General features: G+C 60.5%; 17 protein-coding genes. 12 read left to right on the top strand and 5 right to left on the bottom strand.

Translation table 11 applies throughout. The features are described 5' to 3' along the window. Positions 1-10: 10 nt before the first annotated feature. The 5 genes from FS819_RS20300 to FS819_RS20320 form a co-directional block, all read right to left on the bottom strand. A complete protein-coding gene (locus FS819_RS20300) occupies positions 11-859 on the bottom strand; it encodes an aromatic ring-hydroxylating dioxygenase subunit alpha (RefSeq protein WP_156547393.1) in 849 nt (282 codons plus the stop codon). A 26-nt stretch (positions 860-885) separates the two neighbouring features. Beyond that, a complete protein-coding gene (locus FS819_RS20305) occupies positions 886-1821 on the bottom strand; it encodes an ABC transporter permease (RefSeq protein WP_060717295.1) in 936 nt (311 codons plus the stop codon). Between the two features lie 11 nt (positions 1822-1832). After that, entirely contained in the window at positions 1833-2879 is a 1047-nt protein-coding gene (locus FS819_RS20310) for an ABC transporter permease (RefSeq protein WP_156547394.1), read from the bottom strand. Then, complete coding sequence (locus FS819_RS20315; protein ID WP_156547395.1) at positions 2872-4467, bottom strand: ABC transporter ATP-binding protein; 1596 nt, start codon at positions 4465-4467, stop codon at positions 2872-2874. Before FS819_RS20315 ends, FS819_RS20310 begins: the two co-directional genes overlap by 8 nt. Before the next feature lie 71 nt (positions 4468-4538). Further along, complete coding sequence (locus FS819_RS20320; protein WP_156547396.1) at positions 4539-5651, bottom strand: BMP family ABC transporter substrate-binding protein; 1113 nt, start codon at positions 5649-5651, stop codon at positions 4539-4541. A 461-nt stretch (positions 5652-6112) separates the two neighbouring features. Between FS819_RS20320 and FS819_RS20325 the strand changes: the two genes are divergently transcribed. The 12 genes from FS819_RS20325 to FS819_RS20380 all read left to right on the top strand — a co-directional run bounded on the left by FS819_RS20325 (position 6113) and on the right by FS819_RS20380 (position 19393). Beyond that, positions 6113-6346, top strand: coding sequence for a hypothetical protein (locus FS819_RS20325; protein ID WP_156547397.1), 234 nt, complete (start codon positions 6113-6115; stop codon positions 6344-6346). A 52-nt stretch (positions 6347-6398) separates the two neighbouring features. Next, on the top strand, positions 6399-7091 hold the full coding sequence (locus FS819_RS20330; protein ID WP_156547398.1) for a Rieske 2Fe-2S domain-containing protein: 693 nt from the start codon (positions 6399-6401) through the stop codon (positions 7089-7091). Beyond that, positions 7091-7723 (top strand): glutathione S-transferase family protein, encoded by a 633-nt coding sequence (locus tag FS819_RS20335; protein ID WP_156547399.1) that lies wholly within the window; start codon positions 7091-7093, stop codon positions 7721-7723. Before FS819_RS20330 ends, FS819_RS20335 begins: the two co-directional genes overlap by 1 nt. Before the next feature lie 197 nt (positions 7724-7920). Beyond that, complete coding sequence (locus FS819_RS20340) at positions 7921-9720, top strand: adenine deaminase (RefSeq protein WP_156547400.1); 1800 nt, start codon at positions 7921-7923, stop codon at positions 9718-9720. Continuing rightward, complete coding sequence (locus FS819_RS20345) at positions 9720-10670, top strand: LysR family transcriptional regulator (RefSeq protein ID WP_156547401.1); 951 nt, start codon at positions 9720-9722, stop codon at positions 10668-10670. Before FS819_RS20340 ends, FS819_RS20345 begins: the two co-directional genes overlap by 1 nt. Positions 10671-10764: 94 nt before the next feature. Next, a complete protein-coding gene (locus FS819_RS20350) occupies positions 10765-11265 on the top strand; it encodes a thiamine pyrophosphate-binding protein (RefSeq protein ID WP_012653795.1) in 501 nt (166 codons plus the stop codon). Beyond that, positions 11262-11870, top strand: coding sequence for a thiamine pyrophosphate-dependent enzyme (locus FS819_RS20355; protein ID WP_060717304.1), 609 nt, complete (start codon positions 11262-11264; stop codon positions 11868-11870). The genes FS819_RS20350 and FS819_RS20355 overlap by 4 nt, the downstream gene beginning before the upstream one ends. Positions 11871-11883: 13 nt before the next feature. Beyond that, entirely contained in the window at positions 11884-13464 is a 1581-nt protein-coding gene (locus tag FS819_RS20360) for a GMC family oxidoreductase (RefSeq protein WP_156547402.1), read from the top strand. Between the two features lie 43 nt (positions 13465-13507). Continuing rightward, positions 13508-14902, top strand: a complete 1395-nt coding sequence (locus FS819_RS20365; RefSeq protein ID WP_234624462.1) for an amidohydrolase family protein — start codon at positions 13508-13510, stop codon at positions 14900-14902. Then, positions 14899-15765, top strand: coding sequence for an aromatic ring-hydroxylating dioxygenase subunit alpha (locus tag FS819_RS20370; RefSeq protein WP_156547404.1), 867 nt, complete (start codon positions 14899-14901; stop codon positions 15763-15765). The genes FS819_RS20365 and FS819_RS20370 overlap by 4 nt, the downstream gene beginning before the upstream one ends. Next, positions 15762-18911 carry a molybdopterin cofactor-binding domain-containing protein gene (locus FS819_RS20375; protein ID WP_234889318.1) on the top strand — a complete coding sequence of 1050 codons (3150 nt, stop codon included), beginning with the start codon at positions 15762-15764 and terminating at the stop codon, positions 18909-18911. The genes FS819_RS20370 and FS819_RS20375 overlap by 4 nt, the downstream gene beginning before the upstream one ends. After that, positions 18908-19393, top strand: a complete 486-nt coding sequence (locus tag FS819_RS20380; protein ID WP_156547405.1) for a (2Fe-2S)-binding protein — start codon at positions 18908-18910, stop codon at positions 19391-19393. The genes FS819_RS20375 and FS819_RS20380 overlap by 4 nt, the downstream gene beginning before the upstream one ends.

A 19393-nucleotide genomic window follows, 5' to 3' on the forward strand; every position in this document is an offset into this window, starting at 1 on the left:
ATGGCGTTGGTCATGCAACGGCCTTCAGCGAGGTGCCATAGGTCACGCCCTTTTCCTTCAACCAGCGGCGATAGGCGATGGAGGTGGCGTCAGCCCGGGTGGGGATTTCCGAGCGTGGCTCCATCGGCAGGAGAACCGGGCGCTGGTTTTCAAGGATGATCCGGTCTTGCAGGAAAATCAGCTGCTGGAACTGGATCAGCGAGGCGGTGGTCGATTGATCGTCGATCAGATACATGATCGGATGGGCGCGGCAGCGATCCGGGTCCAGGGGTTGGACGAACAGGCAGATCACATCCCACCGTGTGTCTGAATTCGGACAGGTCTTGTAGAGCAGCGTCGTGAAGGGTGTCATCACCCGGTAGATATAGTGGGTCATCAATCCGTCCGTGGCGGAAAGGGCGGCTTGCGGCTGGAAGAATTGGCAATTGGTCGCCCAGACCTCATCGACATCGCGGCGGATTTCGACATTATAGTGCTCGACTTCCGTATGCGGTTCGGAGCCGAGAATATCGGTATGGACGAAGGGAAAATGCGCCATGTCGAGAAAGTTTTCGACGATCCGCAGGCCCGATGCCTTCACGGTGACCGCACCGCAAGGCACGATGCGGCGATCCGGCTCATCGGCTTCCTCAATGGGGAAAATCTCCTTGTCCGGGCTGCCGAGCGTCGTCCAGATATAGCCGTAGCGCCGCCGGATTGGCAGATTGTTTTCCTGCGCTTTCACGGTAACGTCACCGTCCTCGGTGCGGGTCACGGCGAGATCAATGCCCAGCAGCCGGTTTGCGGATAGACCATAGGGAATAAGCGCTTCGGTATCGATGGGATACCATTGATCGAGGCTTGTTTTGTCGATTGCCATCACTGGGTTTCTCCTGCCATTCGCGTTCAACGAAGGCTGCGGTAATAGGGCAGGCCAAGGGCGGCTGGTGCCGCCATCAACCGGCGCATGCGCTGCCAGGCGATCACAGGCACGATAATGAAGGCGATGGTTCCGGCATAGGGCAGCATGGATAGAAAGGCCGGAGCAATCGGCCAGCCGCGCGCCTGTCCGACGAAACCGAGTGCGGTGATGAAGCCGAATAACAGGCCGGACAGAGCCGCCGGAATAGGCCGGTAGCCCGCAAAAATCACCAGCGCCACCGCGATCCAGCCGCGCCCGGCCACCACGCCATCCGACCAGGATGGCACGAAGGCCAGAACCAGATAGGCACCTGCGCCTGAAGCAAGCGCCGCGCCCGCGCAGACATAGCCAAAGCGGATGCGGTGGACCGGAATGCCCGCCGCATCGGCTGCCGCCGGATTTTCGCCAACGGCGCGCATATTGAGCCCGTGGCGGGTGCGAAACATCAGAAAGGACAGGCCCAGCGGCAGGATGATGTAGATCAGATAGACGAGAATATTCTGGCTGAAAAAGGCCGGTCCGAGGATGGGGATTTCTGAGAGGATCGGCATCTTGACGCCGTGGAATGTTGCCGGGACCGGCATGCCGGAATAGGATTTACCAATCGTCTGGGCAAGGCCGGTGCCGATCAAGGTCAATGCCAGCCCGCAGAGCACCTGATTGGCCCTGATCGTCACAGTCGCTACCGCAAACACCACACCAAACAAGGCACCGACGGCGAGCGCCGCCAAAAAGCCGAGGATGGGCGATGGAAAGGCGGTGACGGTGGCAACAGCGGTGATTGCTCCCATGGCGATCAGCCCTTCGACGCCGAGATTGACGACGCCGACCCGCTCGGCCAGCACTTCGCCCATGGCCGCCAGCGCCAAGACGCCGCCAGCCAGAAAGGCGGTGGTCAGAAGTCCGGTCAACAGTTCCATCGCGGGTCCTTTCAGCTCTTGTCGCGGACGATGCGGTAATGGGAAATCTCGTCGCCGATGGCCGTCAGGAAGAGGATGAGGCCGGTGATTGCCAGTACGGTCGAGGTTGTCAGCCCCTGCGTTTGCAGGATGATGCCCGAATTGAGGATGAAGGCCATCAGCGCGCCCGCAAGGATAACCCCGATACAAGAACCCCGCGCCAGCACCGCGACCATGATACCGAGATAGCCATAATTGTTGGATATACCGCCTTGGAGGCGATGCACCGTTCCTGTCACTTCCAACATGCCCGCCAGACCGGCAATTGCCCCCGATAGCAGCATGACGGTGATCAGATGACGGCGGGCGGCAATGCCCGCATAGTTTCCGGCCTGCGGATTGGAGCCGATCAACCGCACCTCATAGCCCCAGCGGGTAAAGGCCAGCAGCGCCGCCATGGCCAGCGCGAGAAGCACTGCAATTGGCAGGCCCCAATGCACAAGACCCCAGAATTCCGGCATTTCGGCCTTGATGCGCGGAGTGGCCGAGTTGGCGACGCCGCCGCGTTCGCGCCAGGCATCCGTCGAGACATAATAGACCATCAGGATAGCGACGAAATTCAGCAGCAGCGTGGTGATCAGCTCGTTGACATTGGCATAGGCACGGGCAAGGGCCGGAATGAGGATCCAGACGCTACCGCCAACCGCTCCAGCGAAAAACATTGCCACCAGGCTCCAGCCTTCCGGCAGCGGCACAAAAAGGCCAACGGCACTGGCGGCGAAGGCGCCTGCGTAAAACTGCCCCTCCGCACCGATATTCCAGGCACCGATCTGTTGCGCGACCGTGACGGAAAGGCCAGTCAGGATCAGCGGGATAACCAGAAGGCCAAGATCCTCCAGACCGAAACTGGAGCCGAGCGAGGACGAAACCACTTGAATGCCAAGGTCAAGCGGGCTTTTGCCCGCGATAGCCAGAATGACGCCTGCGATCAGCAGCGCCAGCGCAATGGCCGCCACTCGTGCGCCAAGGGCAGCAGCTGGCGTGGCTGAAGGGAAGCGTTGCAGGCGAAGACTAGCCATGCTGCGTGCCTCCTGCCAACTGACCCGGCTGAAGCTGTCGCCCGCCCATCATCAGGCCGATCTGCTCGATATCGGTGCTGTCATTGTCGACGATGCCCATGATCCGCCCCTCATAGAGCACGGCGATGCGGTCGGAGAGGTTCAGCAATTCTTCAAGCTCCTCCGAGATCAGCAGGATACCGGCGCCTGCATTGCGCAGGTCAACGATATAGCGCAGCATGGTATTGATCGCCCCGACATCCAGCCCCCGGCTTGGATAGGCGGCGACCAGGATTTTCGTGGCGATCCGCATCTCACGCCGCGCCACCAGCCTTTGCTGGTTGCCACCCGACAGATTGCGGATCGGCATGGCGAAATCCGGGATGCTGACCTCTGCGACGCTGGCAATGCTGCGGGCCAGCGCCTTGGCGGCGGAGGGACGAAACAGTCCGCCAACAGTGACCGGCGGTTTGCCATATTCGCGCATCACGGCATTGGCTGTAATGGAGAGCCCCGGTGCCAAGCCGCTTTGTAGCCGGTCTTCCGGGATATGGCCGATGCCGCGCCGCACGAAATCGGCGGCATTCGCGTGGCCAACCGCTTCGCCGTCGATCTCGATGGTGCCGGAGGCGATGGGCCGCGTGCCGGTCAGCACTTGCGACAGTTCACGCTGGCCATTGCCTGCTACCCCGGCAATTCCAAGGATTTCGCCAGCACGCAGATCAAGGGAAATATCGTGCAAGGCCTGACGTCCGCTATCGTCCAGCGCCGTCACTGTGCTTACCCGCATGACAGGAGCAGACGATAGCGCGGCGGCATCTTGCGGACGGCCCCGCATATCGGCCAGCACGATATCACGCCCGACCATTAGCCGAGCCAGCTTGGCCGGGCTGCAATCGGCGGAAAGCTCGGTGCCGACCTTTTGCCCGCCGCGCAGGATCGTCACCCGGTCGGAAATTTCCAGCACTTCATCGAGCTTATGGGAGATGAAGATCACCGCATTGCCGGTGGAGGCGAAATCGCGCAAGGCCTTGAACAGTTCACGCGCCTCAAGCGGGGTCAGTACGGCGGTCGGCTCATCAAGGATCAGTACGCGGGCCTTGCGGGCGAGAACCCGCAGGATCTCCACCCGCTGCTGTTCGCCTGTCGAAAGCTCTGTTATCCGCGCCGAAGGCTTGACCTGAAGATTGAACCTGGCCGCAAGCTCTGCGGTGCGTTCCTCCAGGACTGGGGCTGAGGCGCGGCGCGGCGTCTCGCTCCAGCCGAGATGAATGTTTTCCGCCACGGTAAAGGCATTCACCAGCTTGAAATGCTGATGGATCATGCCAATTCCGGCGGCAATTGCCTGTTGTGGTCCGGTAAATTGCCTTGCATAGCCGTCGATGATGATCTCGCCCGCATCCGGCTGGTAAATGCCGGTCAGGATATTCATCAGCGTCGATTTGCCCGCGCCATTTTCCCCCAGTAGCGCGTGGATTTCACCGGGCATAACTTCAAGATCGACATCGCGATTGGCGATGACGCCGGGGAAATATTTGGCAATGCCTTTTAACTGGACGAGAGGGGCTGCCCCCGTCGGCACTGTATATTTCGCAGGATGTTCATTCATTCTCGGCACACCGGCATGAGAGGCTGCGAAGGGCCGGGCCATCGCCCGACCTCTCTATTTCGTCGGGTGCTTTAAAGCCCCGTGACGCCTTCCACCGACCAATCCCAATTATAAAGCTCAAGTTCGGTCATCTTCTGGCCCTTTGCCACCCGCACGGCACCCTTCGCATCCTTCAATTCGCCGACAAACGGCGACCAGCCGCCGAGGATTTTCGTGCGCACGTCATCCGCCGCCTTGCCGACTTCGGCGGGAACCTTGGCGCCCCAGGCATCGCGGTCAACGCCAGCGCCCATCGCGAAGATGCTTTCCGAAGGCGACCATTCGCCTGCCAGCCGCTTGCGCACCTGATCGATATAGAACTCCTTGAAGTCAATAATGATCGAGGACACATAGGAATTGGGGCCATAGCGGCGGATGTCGGTGTTCCACATCGCAGCCCAGACGCCGCGTTTTTCAGCAACCTGGAGATAGGCGGCCTCATCCATGATGCCGAACAGGAAATCACAGCCATTGTCGATCAGCGCGGTGCCAGCCTGGGCGGCGGCCTGCGGATCGAACCACGAATTGATGGTGATGGTCTGGCAGGTGGCATTGGGGTTGACGGTGCGTGCGCCCATCAGGAAGGCATTGGTCGAGGCATAGACCGAAGCAACCGGGAAGGAGGCGACGTAACCGAGCTTGCCGGTTTTCGACAAATGCCCGGCGGCGACGCCGACCACATAGGTCGGATACCAATGGGCCATGTAGTACCAGCCGAGATTGTCCATCGTCACATGGCCATTGCATTCCATGAAGGCGGTGTCCTTGGCGCGGCGCACCACGTCATGCAGGAAGTCGCCTGTCGAGGACGTGTCGAAGATCATATTCGCGCCTTCCGACACGAATTGCCGATAGGTGCGGGTGGCATCCGCTGAATAGGGGACGTTCTCGACCTCGAGGATCTTCTTCAGCTTGGGGAATTTTTCCTTGACGGCGAGAACACCCTGATGGTGCGACCAGGTCCAGCCTTCATCCGTCACCGGGCCGACATGGCCGAAGCCAATCACGGCATTCTCTTCCTTTATAGCAGGCAAGGCACTTGCGGCTGCGGCGGTGCGCAACATGCCGGGAAGCGCCAGCGAGGCGCTGCCGGCTGCCGCCATGTTGAGAAAACCGCGACGGGAAAGGCTGCGCAGGTCGATCATTGGAACCCCCATATGTTTTTGTTGAACTGGTTTTGTCGAACTGTACCGGTTGGAAAGCGGCGATCCGCATCCACCTGCCGCCCTTTCTGACGCAACAACCGTGCCAGATGGTGACGTTCAACGGCCGATGCTTCAGCATCGACATTGGTAGGACGACGTCATACACGCTGGGTTGTTCACCGCGCTGATGTTCACCCCATTCCAATCGGCTTTGACCTTTTCAAAACACTGGTGTTCCGCATAGTCGAAAAAAATCGATCAAGACGATGCGTGAAAGGTAACATCTAGGCTGAAGAAAATGCTTGTAAGCCTGCTTCTCCTAACGTTAGACTGAATAAAAATCAGGCATGCACAAGATTTAATCTTATGCGTTTGAAACGGTCAATCGGAGACGAAATAGTGCGCAGGATTGAGCCTGAGGTTGAGCCGAAAAATGATGTACCAGCAATGGTGGATCTGTGATGAGCCTGACGGTCAATCTGGTGTTCGAGGGAGATTTCAACTGCCAAAGCTTCCTCAGTTTTGCCCGCCATCGCGCTGGCAGGCTCGACATTGGCATTGATGTCGAGGCTTGCAGCGAAAGCCGGGTTGCGGTTTGCGTCATCGGGCAGGAGGCCTTGGTTGATATGTTTGAAATGGCCTGTAGCCTTGGCCCGACTGACTGCATCGTGCGGGATGTCCGGCGGCTTTCGTGATGGCACAGGTTTGAGAGTGCGAGACAGGCAGTTTTTGAAAGGTGAAGGGGTCATGAGCATTGAAACAGCATGGGTGCCGGTGGCGCTGTCTTCGTCTATCGAGCCTGGAACCTCGGCTGGTGCTGTCGTTGATGGTGCGGAGATCGTCGTCTGGCGCGATGCCAAGGGGGCCGCGCATGTCTGGGAAGACCGCTGTCCGCATCGCGGTATGCGGATGAGCTTTGGCTTCGTGCGGGGTGACCATATTGCCTGTCTCTACCACGGATGGTCCTACGATACGGCGGGACAATGCACCCATATCCCGGCCCATCCCGATCTGGATGTGCCAAAGACCATCCGGGTGACGACCTATGCCGCCGAGGAGCGCAGTGGTGTGATCTGGGCAGCGCTTGCCGATCGTGCCGACGTGGCCAGCATCCCGGATCTTGGAGTGGGCTTGAGTGTGCGCAGCCTTTATGCGGATTGTACCGTGCAACAGGCGATGAATGTCCTGAAGGAAGCGCAACTCCCCACCACAGAGGGAATTTTGCCCGCAAATTTTGAAGTTCTCTCCGCCAATGCCTGGCGGCTTGAGGCTGGCGATCTGCGTGTCGCCGTAGCGGTTCAGGCGGTCTCCGCCGGAAGGCTTGCCCTCCATCTTGTGACCGACACAGGATCGGCGGCATTGAGGCCGACGCTTGCCCGTTGGGCGGAGGCTTTGCGCCTGACACTTGAGGCACCCTCCGCCTTGGCGCAGGTGGCCTGATGTCTGCGATCACGCTTTACAATTACGATCTGGACGAAAACTGCTACCGGGTGCGGCTGCTGCTGTCCTGTCTTGGGATGGCCTATGAAACCCTTGCTATCGATATGGTGCCGGGCCGGGAGGAACAGACCCCGGCGATGCTGGCGCTCAATCCGCTGGGGGAGCTTCCGGTGCTGAAGGATGGCGAGCAGGTGATTTACGGCACGCAGGCCATTCTTGCCCATCTGGCCAGGGCCTATGATCCCTCCGGCACATGGCTGCCACTCGATCCAGCCATCTTTGGCGGCGTCATGCAATGGACGTTGTTTTCAGCATCGCCGCTTGGCTGTGCTGTCACGGCCCGGCGGGTGGCGCTGTTTGGTGGTCCGGGCGATGTTGAGGCGTTAAAAGCATCATCCCGCGCCGCCTTCCGGGTCATGGACGACCACATGACGCTGCACCAATTCGATGGCTGCGAATGGTTTGCCGGGGCAGGCCCGACCATTGCCGATCTCGCCCTGTTTCCAAGCTTTGCCCTCAGCCGCGACTACGGCATCGATCACGATGAATTTCCAGCGCTGCGGCGGTGGATAAGGCGGTTTCGCAGCATCCCCGGTTTCCGGACTATGCCGGGCATACCTGATTACCACTGACAGTCTATCCAATAGTCGCCGCTGGCCGTCTGCAAATGGCAATTTCTCCGCTTCCGGTACTCACGTACGTTAAGTACGCTCCGTTCCGGTTCTCGAAATTACCATTTTCGCCAGGCCAGCAGCAATTCTTGAACAGACTGTGACGGCAGGACGCACGCCGGATCTCACCATTCTGTCCATCAGAGGAGTTCATGCCGATGGCTTTAACCCGATTTTCCGTCGCCCCGCTGGCGGGTATGACACGGCACTTGGCAAATGTGGCGTCCGGCCGCGCCGCGCCGGATCTGGTGATCACCGGAGCCCGCGTTCTCTCCACCTATTCTGAGCGTATTTTGCCGGATAGGGAAATCTGGCTGGCTGGCGGACGGATCGCCGCGGTCAAACCGGCTGGCAGTTCGAAAACTTTGGGCGTGCCGCGCTACGATGCGCAGGGCGGCATTCTTGCGCCGGGTCTGGTCGATCCGCATATCCATATTGAATCCAGCATGGTCACGGCCTGCGCCTATGCCGAGGCCGCCCTTCTCAACGGTACGACGACGATTTTCTGCGATAGCCATGAAATCGGCAATGTCATGGATGTCGCCGGTGTTGAGGCGATGTTGGAAGACGCCCGCCATGCGCCGCTATCGATTTTCCTCACCGTTCCCTCCACCGTGCCTGCCACCTCACCGGAACTGGAAACTGCGGGCGGGGATCTGACAGCGGAAAAGATCGCTGCCCTGTTCGACACATGGCCGGAAGCGGTGGCGCTGGGTGAGAAGATGGATTTCGTCCCCGTCACCATGGGCGATGAGCGCGCTCATGCTATTCTGGCCGCGGCGCTTGGCCGGGGCAGGCCGGTTTCCGGGCATGTCTATGGCCGTGAATTCGTCTCGGCCTATGCCGCATCCGGCGTGACCGATACGCATGAAGCCATCGACCGCGACATTGCCGATGATCTGCTGGAGGCGGGGATCTGGCTGTTCCTGCGCGGCGGCCCGCCAACCACGCCCTGGCATTCACTGCCGGAGGCGATCCGCACGGTGACCGAGCTTGGCGCTTCGCATAAGCGCATTGCCGTCTGCACCGATGACCGCGATGCAGAAGACCTGCTGGCCTTCGGTCTCGATTGGGTGGTGCGCGAGGCACGGCGCGTGGGCATGAGCCGGGAGCAAGCCTGGGCCATGGGCTCGCTGCATGGCGCGACACGGTTTGGCATGGACGGGGAGATCGGCGGGTTGGGCGGCGGTCGCCGGGCCGATCTGGTGCTTCTGAATGACGACCTTGAACCGGTCAGCACCTGGTATGGCGGTGAACTGGTGGTTGACCACAAAAAGATTACTCCGGTTCTCGATGCCGCCCTTTCCAGCCGCTGGCGCTATCCCGATGCCGCTTATCACACGGTCAAGCTGCCAGAGGTGGTGAAGCTGACGCCTGATCTGCCGAATAGCAAAGTCATCGCCAACACGATCCGCACCGAATTGCCGGGCATCATCCTCGGACACGAAAAGATCGAGCTGGAACCGGCCAATGACTGGGAAACGCATTTTGCTCGCCACGGCCTGTGCTTTGTGACGGTCATCGAGCGGCACGGCAAATCGCCGGGCAATGTGGCGCATGCGCTTCTTTCCAATTTCGCCCTGAAAAGCGGTGCCGTTGCCTCTTCTGTCGGTCATGACAGCCACAATATCATTATCGCTGGCACCAATGAGGCCGATATGCAGGTGGCTTTGCGCGCCATCGAATCCCATCAGGGCGGGGTCTGTGTGGTGCAGGATGGCACGGTGACGGCCATGGTGCCGCTGCCGGTGGCGGGCCTGATGTCCGACAAGCGGGTGCATGAGGTGGCAGCCGAAGTTCAGGCCTTGAAAGTGGAATGGGAAAAGGCAGGCTGCACTATTCCATATATGGGTTTCAACCTGATCCCGCTGTCGGTGATCCCGGAAATCCGCATCACCGACAAGGGGCTTGTGACGGTGCCGCAAATGGTGATCGTGCCGCCCTTCGAGGCAGCGTGATGGATGTCTACCGGCTGGGCCTGGTTGCAACGCGCATCCATTATTTCCAGCTGGTGGCGCGGCTGGGCTCCATCCGCCAGGCCGCCCTTGCCCTCAATGTCGCACCTTCTTCCGTCAGCCGCATCCTGCGCCAATTGGAAGAGGAAATCGGCACGCCGCTGTTTGACCGGGTGCGCCAGCGCCTGAAATTGACCAGCGCCGGTGAACTGCTGCTGTATCACGCCAAGGCATCACTGTCGGAACTCAGCCGCGCCTGCGCTGAAATCAACGATCTGCACGGGCTGCACCGAGGCACCGTTTCGGTGGCTGTGGTGGAAAGCGTGGCGCGAGGCCTGTTGCCAGCGGCGCTGGAGGCATTCTGGAGCCGGCATCCGGCCATTACCGTCGATATCAAGGTCATGGCTTCGCAGCAGGCAGCCAATGCCGTGGCCGAGGGCGAATGCGATCTCGCCGTTCTTTTCGACGTGCGCGTGCCGCGCACCGTGCGCCGCATTGCCAGCGTCTCGCTGCCAATCGGTGTTCTGGCCCTGCCGGACAGTGACATGGCCAAGCGCACGGAAATCAAGCTGTTCGATCTCGCCAATCTGCGGGTGATCCTCTCGGATGCCAGCCTGACGCTGGGCGCATCGGTGGAGGAGGCGTTGAACCGGTCGCTGGTGGATCTCTCGCACCGCTCACGCACCAATTCCATCGGTCTGATGGTGGAATTGGCCAGGCGCAATCTCGGCCTTGTCTTGCAGACCCGGGTCGGCGTGGAACAGGAATTGGCCGAGGGCTCGCTGGTCTTCGTGCCGCTCTCCGACAGCCGTTTGCCGAACCGCAAACTGATGCTGCTATCGCGCTCGGCCAAGGAGATGTCGGATGCGGCCTCGGCGCTGGGGCGGCTGCTGGAGCAATCGGTCGAACAGCTTGCCCAGGCGGCAGGACACGTGCCACGAGACATACCGTAACCATGTTGCCTTTTGCGCATTACTTGCGTCGAAAAATGCCGTCTATTCGAAACACGTCCGGTTTGCGAACCTCACGCGGAAACGAGGGATCACCATGAAACCATCATCCGTCGATGCCGTTATCCGCGGCCTCAAGAAAGCCGGGGTCAGTGTCGTTTGCTACCTGCCCGATTCGCTCTTCAAGGAGTTGTATCCGGCGCTGGACGCCGATCCTGAGATCCGCACCATCCGCGTCACCAATGAGGGCGAGGGGGCGGCAATCTGTGGCGGCGTGTTTCTCTCCGGCAAGCGCGCCGCGCTGGTTATGGAAAATTCCGGCCTGCGGGCTTCCGTTGAACCGCTGGCGCGTATGGGCCTGGGGGCCGGCATCCCGGTTGTCATGTTGATGAGCTATCGTGGCGAACTGGGTGAAAACAACTGGTGGGCCATTCCCCATGGCATCACCATGGAGCCGGTGCTGAACGCGCTGCGCATTCCCTACCGGGTGGTGCGCGAGGAAGACGAAATCGAGCAATCGATCATCGATGCCTATAACTGGTCCTACAATGCCTACTACCACTCGGCCATCGCCCTTGGCGGGAGCATCGTCCGATGAAGCGCTATGATTGCATGAAATTGCTGGCCGCACGGCTGGAAAACGAGCTTGTCATCCTGTCGCTCGGGGCCTCCGTCGATGAATGGTATAACGCCGCCCCGCATATGCGCCAGGCCAGCCTGTTTCAGCAGCAGCTTGGCTGCGTCACGCCGCAGGCCTTCGGGCTGGCAGCCGGGCTTCCGCATCGCCGCATCATCTCGCTCGATACCGATGGCGGCATGATGTTCAACCTCGGCATTCTCGCCACCCTTGGCAACGAACAACCGAAAAACCTGTTCATCGTCGTCTGGGACAATGAGTGCTACCAGTCGATTGGCGGTCCGCCGACCCACACGGCTTTCGGCCGGGTGGATATTGCCGCCATTGCTCGCGGTGCCGGGATCGACAATGCCTTTACCGCCCGCACGCTGGAAGAGTTCGAGGCCCATTGCGAGGCCGGGCTGAAGGCCGATGTTCCCTATGTGGTGGTTGCCAAGGTGGCAGGCACCGTACAGCCGGACATCAAACGCAAGCATTCGGATGGGCGCGAGGACAAATATATCTTCGTGCGCCATGTCGAGGCCAGCGAGGGCATCGTCATCATGGGACCGAGCGAGCACAATTGAGGCCGATGTCCCCATGTCCAATACAACGACTGAAGCACGGCCCCTCTTGCCACAACGCTCGCTTCAAAAAGCCTATGACTATATCGTCGTCGGCGCTGGCTCCGGCGGCTTGCCGGTGGTGCGTCGCCTGATCGATGGCACGGAGGCGACCGTGCTGCTGATCGAGGCGGGCGAGCCGGGGATCGGCGTGACCGAGATTGACGACCCGCGTCAATGGGTGCCGTTGGGGCGCGGACGCTGGGACTGGGGCTATGAATATGCGCCCACATCCCGCGTCAATGGCCATAGGATTGGCATTCCGCGTGGCAAAGTGCTGGGCGGCTCCTCGGCGATCAACGCGATGATGTGGTATCGCGGTCATCCCAATGACTATAACGCCTGGCAGGTCGCTGGCTGCGAGGGCTGGTCCTTCGAGGATGTGCTGCCGTTCTTCAAAAAGGCCGAGGATTGGCAAGGGGGCGAAAGCCGCTGGCGTGGTGCTGGTGGTCCCCTGAAGATCACGACCAGCAAGGTCCTTCATCCGGTGGCCCGGGCGATGATGGAGGGTGCTGCCGATCTCGGCATTCCAGTGATCGATGATCCGAACGGGCCAAGCAATGAGGGCGCCTGCCCCTCGAATTTCAATATTGTCGATGGCAAGCGCTGGAGTTCGGCTAAGGGCTACCTCTATCCGATCCTCGATCATCCGCGCCTGACCGTGCTGACCGGCTCACAGGTGATCGGCCTGATGGTCGAAAAGGGGCGCTGCACGGGCATTCGCCATCTGGTGGACGGCAAGAGTGTTGAGACCCTTGCCCAAAGCCAGATAGTGTTGGCGGCGGGGGCTTTCGATACGCCGCGCCTGTTGATGTTGTCGGGCATTGGCGATCCCGAGGAATTGAAACGGCTGGGCATTCCGCTCAATCATGCCCTTCCCGGCGTCGGGCGCAATCTTCAGGATCACCCGCTGGTGCAGGCCGTGGTCTGCCGGTCGAAAATGCCGCTGGGCGATATGCTCGACAATGGTGGTGGCACGATGATGAATTGGAAATCATCGGCCCATCTCGGCCAACCGGATGTGCATGCCTTTCCCGTGCAGGGCAATAGCGCTACGCCTGCGCTGCGCGCCCTCTACGACATGTCCGGTCCGGTGTTTTCGATGGGGGCAGGCCTGATGCGCTCGAAAAGCATCGGCTACCTGCGCTTGCTCTCTGCCGATCCTTTCGGTCCGCTGGAGATCCAGCCGAATTATTTCGCAGACCCCGCCGATCTGGATGCGACGCTTCTGGCCATTGAGACGGTGATGGCGCTGGCGCAGACACCGGCTTTTGCCGGGCTGTTCGATGGCTTTGTCGCGCCGGACACAAAACTGTCGAGGGACGGCCTTCGGGATTTCATCCGCAACGGCTGTTCCACTTTCTTTCATCCCGTCGGCACGGCCAAGATGGGCAGTGACGAGATGGCGGTGGTGGATAGCCGGTTGCGGGTGCATGGCCTTGCCGGGCTGACGATTGCCGATGCCTCAGTGATCCCCATCATTCCGACCTGCAACACCCATGCGCCGGTGACGATGATTGGTGAGCGTGCCGCCGCCTTCCTGATGCAGGCGGCGTGAAATTTGCATTGCCTGAAACGGGAATACCACCCTGGAGATGAACATGACTTCGAGCGCAATGATCGTCACCGCCGACACTCTGTTGACCATGGATGCGAAAAACAGCGTCATCTCTGATGGTGCGGTTGCTATCGAGGGTGGTCGTATCGTGGCGGTCGGTTCGCTGGAGGTGGTGAAGGCCAGCCATCCGGCTTTGCCGGTCAAGAGAATAGACAACGCCCTGCTGATGCCGGGGCTGATCAACGCCCATGCCCATTCCGGCTTCCTGCGCGGCACGGCGGAACATCTGCCGGTCTGGGACTGGCTGACCATCCATATCAACCCGATGCACCGCGTGCTTCTGCCGCATGAAGCCGAGGCGGCGTCCTTTCTGTGCTATGCCGAATCGGCGCTGTCTGGCACCACGACCGTTGTCGATATGTGGCGCTATATGGATGGCAGTGCGCGGGCGGCGCAGTCCATAGGCACGCGCCTTGTTGCTGTACCCTATGTTGGTGAACATCCCGATTATAATTATTTCGAAACGCTCGACAACAATGAGGAGATGATTGAGACCTGGCACCGCAAGGCGGGGGGCCGCATCAATGTCTGGGTCGGGCTGGAACATCTGTTTTATGCCGATGCGGCTGGCCAGCAGCGGTCCATCGCCATGGCCAAGCAGTATAACACCGGCTTTCACACCCATTGTTCGGAAGCGGAAGTCGAGGTTGGCGGTTTTATCGACACCTATGGCAAACGGCCCATGCATGTTCTGGAAGATCTGGGGTTCTTTGAGACGCCGCGCACCATGCTGGCCCATGCTGTCTGGTTGGATGAGGCGGAAATCGAGCTGATTGCCAGATACAATGTCTCGGTCGCCCATAATCCGGTGTCAAACATGAAGCTTGCTTCCGGCATTGCACCGATTGCCGATATGCTGGCGGCTGGCATTCCGGTCGGTCTTGGCACGGATGGCGAAAAGGAAAACAACAATTTCGACATGTTCGAGGAGATGAAAACCGCCTCCCTGCTCGGCAAGCTGCGCCACCGCGATGCAGCTGCCATGGATAGCTGGCAATGTCTGCGCATGGCGACCATTCTTGGCGCGAGAGCCATCGGTCTTGAGGATGAGATCGGCTCTGTCGAAGTTGGAAAGCGCGCCGATATCATTGCCGTGCGCACCAATACGCCGCGTATGACGCCGCTGTTTGCCGAGGGTCCCTATTTCAATGTGCAGCACAATCTCGTCCACGCCGTGCGCGGCGGCGATGTCGCCATGACCATGGTGGATGGCCAGGTGATCGTGGAAGATGGCGTGCTGAAGACCGGTGACGTCAAGGCGATCATTGCCGATATCCATGGCATGGCGCCTGCACATTTTGCCCGCCGCGCCGCATGGCTTGCCGAAAACGGCGGCGGCACCAAGCAATGGATCAGCGAAGCGGAGGGTGTCAAATGAAGACGACCGACCGGGTCGCGCTTGACGATTGGTATACGATCGCCACTGCCGGGGATCTCACGACCCAGCCGGTGCAAACAAAGCTGCTGGGCCAGAAGATCGAATATCGGCTGGGCGCGAATGGTGCGCCGCTGGTGCGTGAGATTGATACGGACGGATGCTATGGACCGGCCTTGCCCTTCCAGGTCAAATACGGCTGCCTGTTTATCACGCTTGGCACACCGGGGAAGGACATTGTCGATATCGTGGAAGCAGAAGAGGCGGATCGCCGGTTCGTGCTGTGCGGCTGGGTGACGATGCGGGCATCGGGCCTGCGCGTCGTCGAGAATTTCCTCGATATGGCGCATTTTCCCTTCGTGCATACCGATATTCTCGGCTCCGAACCACATACCGAAGTGCCACATTACCTGTCGGAAATCCGCCGCGATGTGGATGAGGTCTGGGCGACCAATTGCACGTTTTTCCAGCCGCGTATTGCCGCGACCGAAAGCGATGGCGATTTCGTGCAGCTGACCTACCGGGTGCCATCGCCCTTCGTGGTGATGCTCTACAGGGTCTGTCCCACATCGCCGGACCGGCTCGATGCGATTGCCCTGTTCATCCAGCCGATGGAAGACGGGCTCTGCCGCTCCCAGCCGGTGATGTATCTGGTCGATACCGTCTCACCGCATAAGGCACTCCTCAATTTTGAGCAGGTGATCTTCCTTCAGGATCGGATCATCGTTGAAAACCAGCGCCCCTTGCTGCTGCCGCTTGAGCCGCGTGCTGAAATCCCGACAAGGGCCGATTCTTCCTCCATTGCCTATCGCCGCTGGCTGAAGGAAAAAGGCCTCCGTTTCGGCACGACCGCAGGAGCCGGATGATGGAGGTGCTGGCCCCGAAAACGCTGGACCTGGCAATCGCTGAGGCGCAGCAGCCGGGCGCGCGCATCGTCGCCGGAGCGACGGCGTTGCAACTGGAATGGGCGAAGGGGCTGACGAAGCCGGAGCGTATGATCAGCCTCAGCGGGCTTTCCGCTTCGCTATCGGGTATTGTGGAGGCCGATGGGCTCATTCGCATCGGTGCGATGACGACGCTTGCCAATCTTCTGGCATCGCGTGATCTTGCTATGGCTTTGCCCCTGCTGCATGCCGCCGTCAAATGGGTGGCAAGCCCCGCTGTGCGCACTCTCGCCACGCTTGGCGGCAATATAGCCGGGCGGGCCGGTTGCCTTTTGCCCGCACTGCTGGCGCTGGATGCGGTTTTGGAATTTGCGGCTCACCCACACGGGTTTACCATATCGTTGGAACATTGGCTGGCCGACGCACCCCAGCCTGCCGCAATTCTGACGGCTATTCTGATCGCACCCCAGGAACCACAGGAGTGTTTCACATTCCGCAAGATCGGTTTGAGAACAGCCTTCAGCCCCAGTGTCATCAATGTGGCAGGTCGCCTCATAGCCGGTCGGAGCGGTGCCGCTGCGGTACGGTTTGCCGTGGGCGGCGGCATTGTGCCACCCGCTCGTTTGCGTGAGGCTGAAGTGCTAGCGGCTGGTGCTGCCGAGGACGGGATCGATTGGGCGCAGGTTCATCCCTGCTTGATTGAGACAATGCACGTGCTGGGCGACGCATTTCGCTCTGCTGCCTATCGTCGCCACGTTGCGGCGAATGCCCTGACCTTCGGACTCGGTGGCTTTCTGCCCGGACGGATACCGGACTGTCCTGTCGCCTTACCTATCGAGTTTGCCCGCCCGCCGGAAGGCGAACTGGCGCTTGAGCGCATGCGGATGCCAGCTCGCTGGCATATTCGCCCGGATGTGGAGCAGAAGATCCGAGGCGAACTGACCTATCTTACCGATCACCGGGAGGAGGGCATGCTGGTCGGCCGCATCCTGCGCGCCGGGGTCGCCCATGCGCGTATCCTGTCCATCGACACAGTGGCGGCAGAAGCCTTGCCGGGCGTTGTCGCTGTTGTCACGCATCGCGACGTGCCGGGGCTGAATGCTTTTGGTATCGTGGTCCAGGACCAACCGGCACTATGCTTCCACAAGGTGCGCCATCGTGGCGATCCGGTCGCAGCGGTTGCGGCAATCGATGAAGAGACGGCGCAAAAGGCGTTGTCGCTGATCGAGGTCCGCTACGAGCCGCTGCCTGTCGTGGATGATATCGAAGCGGCGCTGGAGCCGCAGGCGGAACGGGTGCACGAAAGCGGCAATCTCCAGCGGGAAATACTCTTTACCCGTGGTGATATTGTCCAGGGTTTCGCCAAGGCCGCCCATATTGTGGAAGAAATCTATATCACGCCGCGCCAGATGCACGGTTTCATGGAGACCGAGGGTGGTTATGCCTTTGTTGAGCCGGATGGACGGCTGAACATGTGTGCTGGCGGCCAGCATGGTGGGCGTGATCGGCTGCAATTGTCGCGCATCCTTGGCTTGGATGAAGACGGTATTCGGGTGGTGACGTCACCGACCGGCGGTGCTTTTGGCGGCAAGGACGAACTTTCTGTCCAGCCAGCGTTGGCGCTTCTGGCGCTGAAGGCAAAGCGGCCTGTCAGGCTACATTTGTCACGGGCGGAGTCCATGCTTGCAGGACAAAAACGCCACCCGATGAAAATCCGCATGAAAACCGCCTGCGATGCGCAAGGTGTTCTGCTGGCCCAGCAGGTTGATCTGGTGGCGGATGCGGGGGCTTATGCATCACTTGGCCCGAGCGTTCTGGAAACGGCGCTGGAACATGCTATCGGCCCTTATGTCGTGGGCAATATCACCACGCGGGGCCGTCTCGCCTATACCAATAACGGACTTTGCGGCGCTTTTCGCGGTTTCGGTGCCAACCAGATGACATTTGCGGTGGAGTGCCAGATGGACAGGCTGGCAGCACTGTGCGGCCTCTCGCCTCTGGAGATCCGCAGGCGCAATCTGCGACAGCCAGGCTCTCCCGGCACTTTGGGACAGGTCGTATCGACCAGCGAACGACTGGAAGAAATGTTGGCGGCCGCCACGGCCTCGGTGCTTTGGCGCAAGCCGCAGGGGATAGGTGCCGATCAGGAGTGGATGATCGGCACGGGCATGGCGCTGAATTATCAGGGCAATGGTCTCGGATCGGTCATTCCCGACCCGGCAGCGGGCCGGCTTGCGCTGAACAAACAGGGGCTGATCGAAGGCGCATTCGGGCTGGACGAAATGGGGCAAGGGCTTTTGGCCGCAATCTGCGCGGCCATTTCCGCCGAACTGGGGTGTGCGCGCCGAGATGTGCTCCCGCTGATTGGCGATACATTGCTGGCCCCGGATTCAGGCTCCACCACCGCCTCGCGTGGCAGCCATGTCGTCTGGGCCTCGGTTCGGCTGGCAGCACCTGAATTTCGTCGACAGATGTGCGGCGCGGCGGCAGGACTGCTTGGCTGCGACCCCGAAAAGCTTCTTTTGGCGCCCGGCGGTTTTGCGGAGCCCGGCACCCATCGCGGCACAATTTTGCTGTCCTATGCGGATCTGGCCGCCGCCTTGCCGGAGCAAGATTTGCCGAGCGTGACGGTGGCGTTTGATTTTCCGAAGACCGATCATATGGATGCCAATGCCCGCTATATCTTTGCCTTCGGCGCTTCGCTGGCCCGTGTCGCGGTCAGCCGGGTGACGGGAGAAGTGCGGGTGCTTGATCTTCACCAGCATTCCGCCGCCGGACCGATCATCGATCTTGCCGCCTATCTCGGTCAATTGGAGGGTGGCTCGGTGCAAGGGCTGGGCTTCACGCTAACGGAGGATTGCCCGATGCAGGAGGCCGCGTATCTAACCGGCAATTTCGACACTTATATGCTACCCGGCATTCAGGATGCCCCGCTCGGTCTGCATGTCTTTGCGCTTGATGATCTCGACCCGGGCGACACGCTTGGTCCGCGCGGGGTCGGCGAACTCGGTATCGGCGCAGTCACACCGGCAATCGCCAATGCCGTAGCGGCTGCCACCGGCTATTGGCCGCCAGTCATGCCTGTCGTGCCGGAAACGCTTCTCACGCATCTCTCGGTGTCAGCATGAACCTGGGCTTCACACTGAATGGCGAGAGGGTCACTGTGGAGTGCCAGCCGGACACGCGGCTCACCGAAATTCTGCGTGACAGGCTGCATCTGACTGCCACTAAGCTTGCCTGCGCCATTGGCCGCTGCGGTGCCTGTAGCGTGCTGTTGAATGGCAGGCTTGCCAATGCCTGCCTGCTGATGGCCTGGCAGATTGAGGATGCCGACATGGTGACGGCGGAAGGACTGACCTCCCATCCGCTGGGGCAGGTGGTCCGTAAAGGGCTGGCGGAGGAAAACGCCTTCCAATGCGGCTATTGCGCGCCGGGCTTTTCGCTGGCGCTGGTGGCCTTGTTTGCCGACAACCCCCAGGCCGGGGAAAAGGAAATCCGCGCTGGTCTGGAGGGTAATCTCTGCCGTTGCACCGGCTATCATTCGATCATCCGAGGGGCGTTGAACGCCGCTTGCCGCATTCGCGCTGCACACACCATTTCCGGAGACTGA

It is taken from the genome of Allorhizobium sp. Av2 (assembly GCF_021462805.2).
Classification (GTDB): Bacteria; Pseudomonadota; Alphaproteobacteria; order Rhizobiales; family Rhizobiaceae; genus Allorhizobium; species Allorhizobium vitis_G.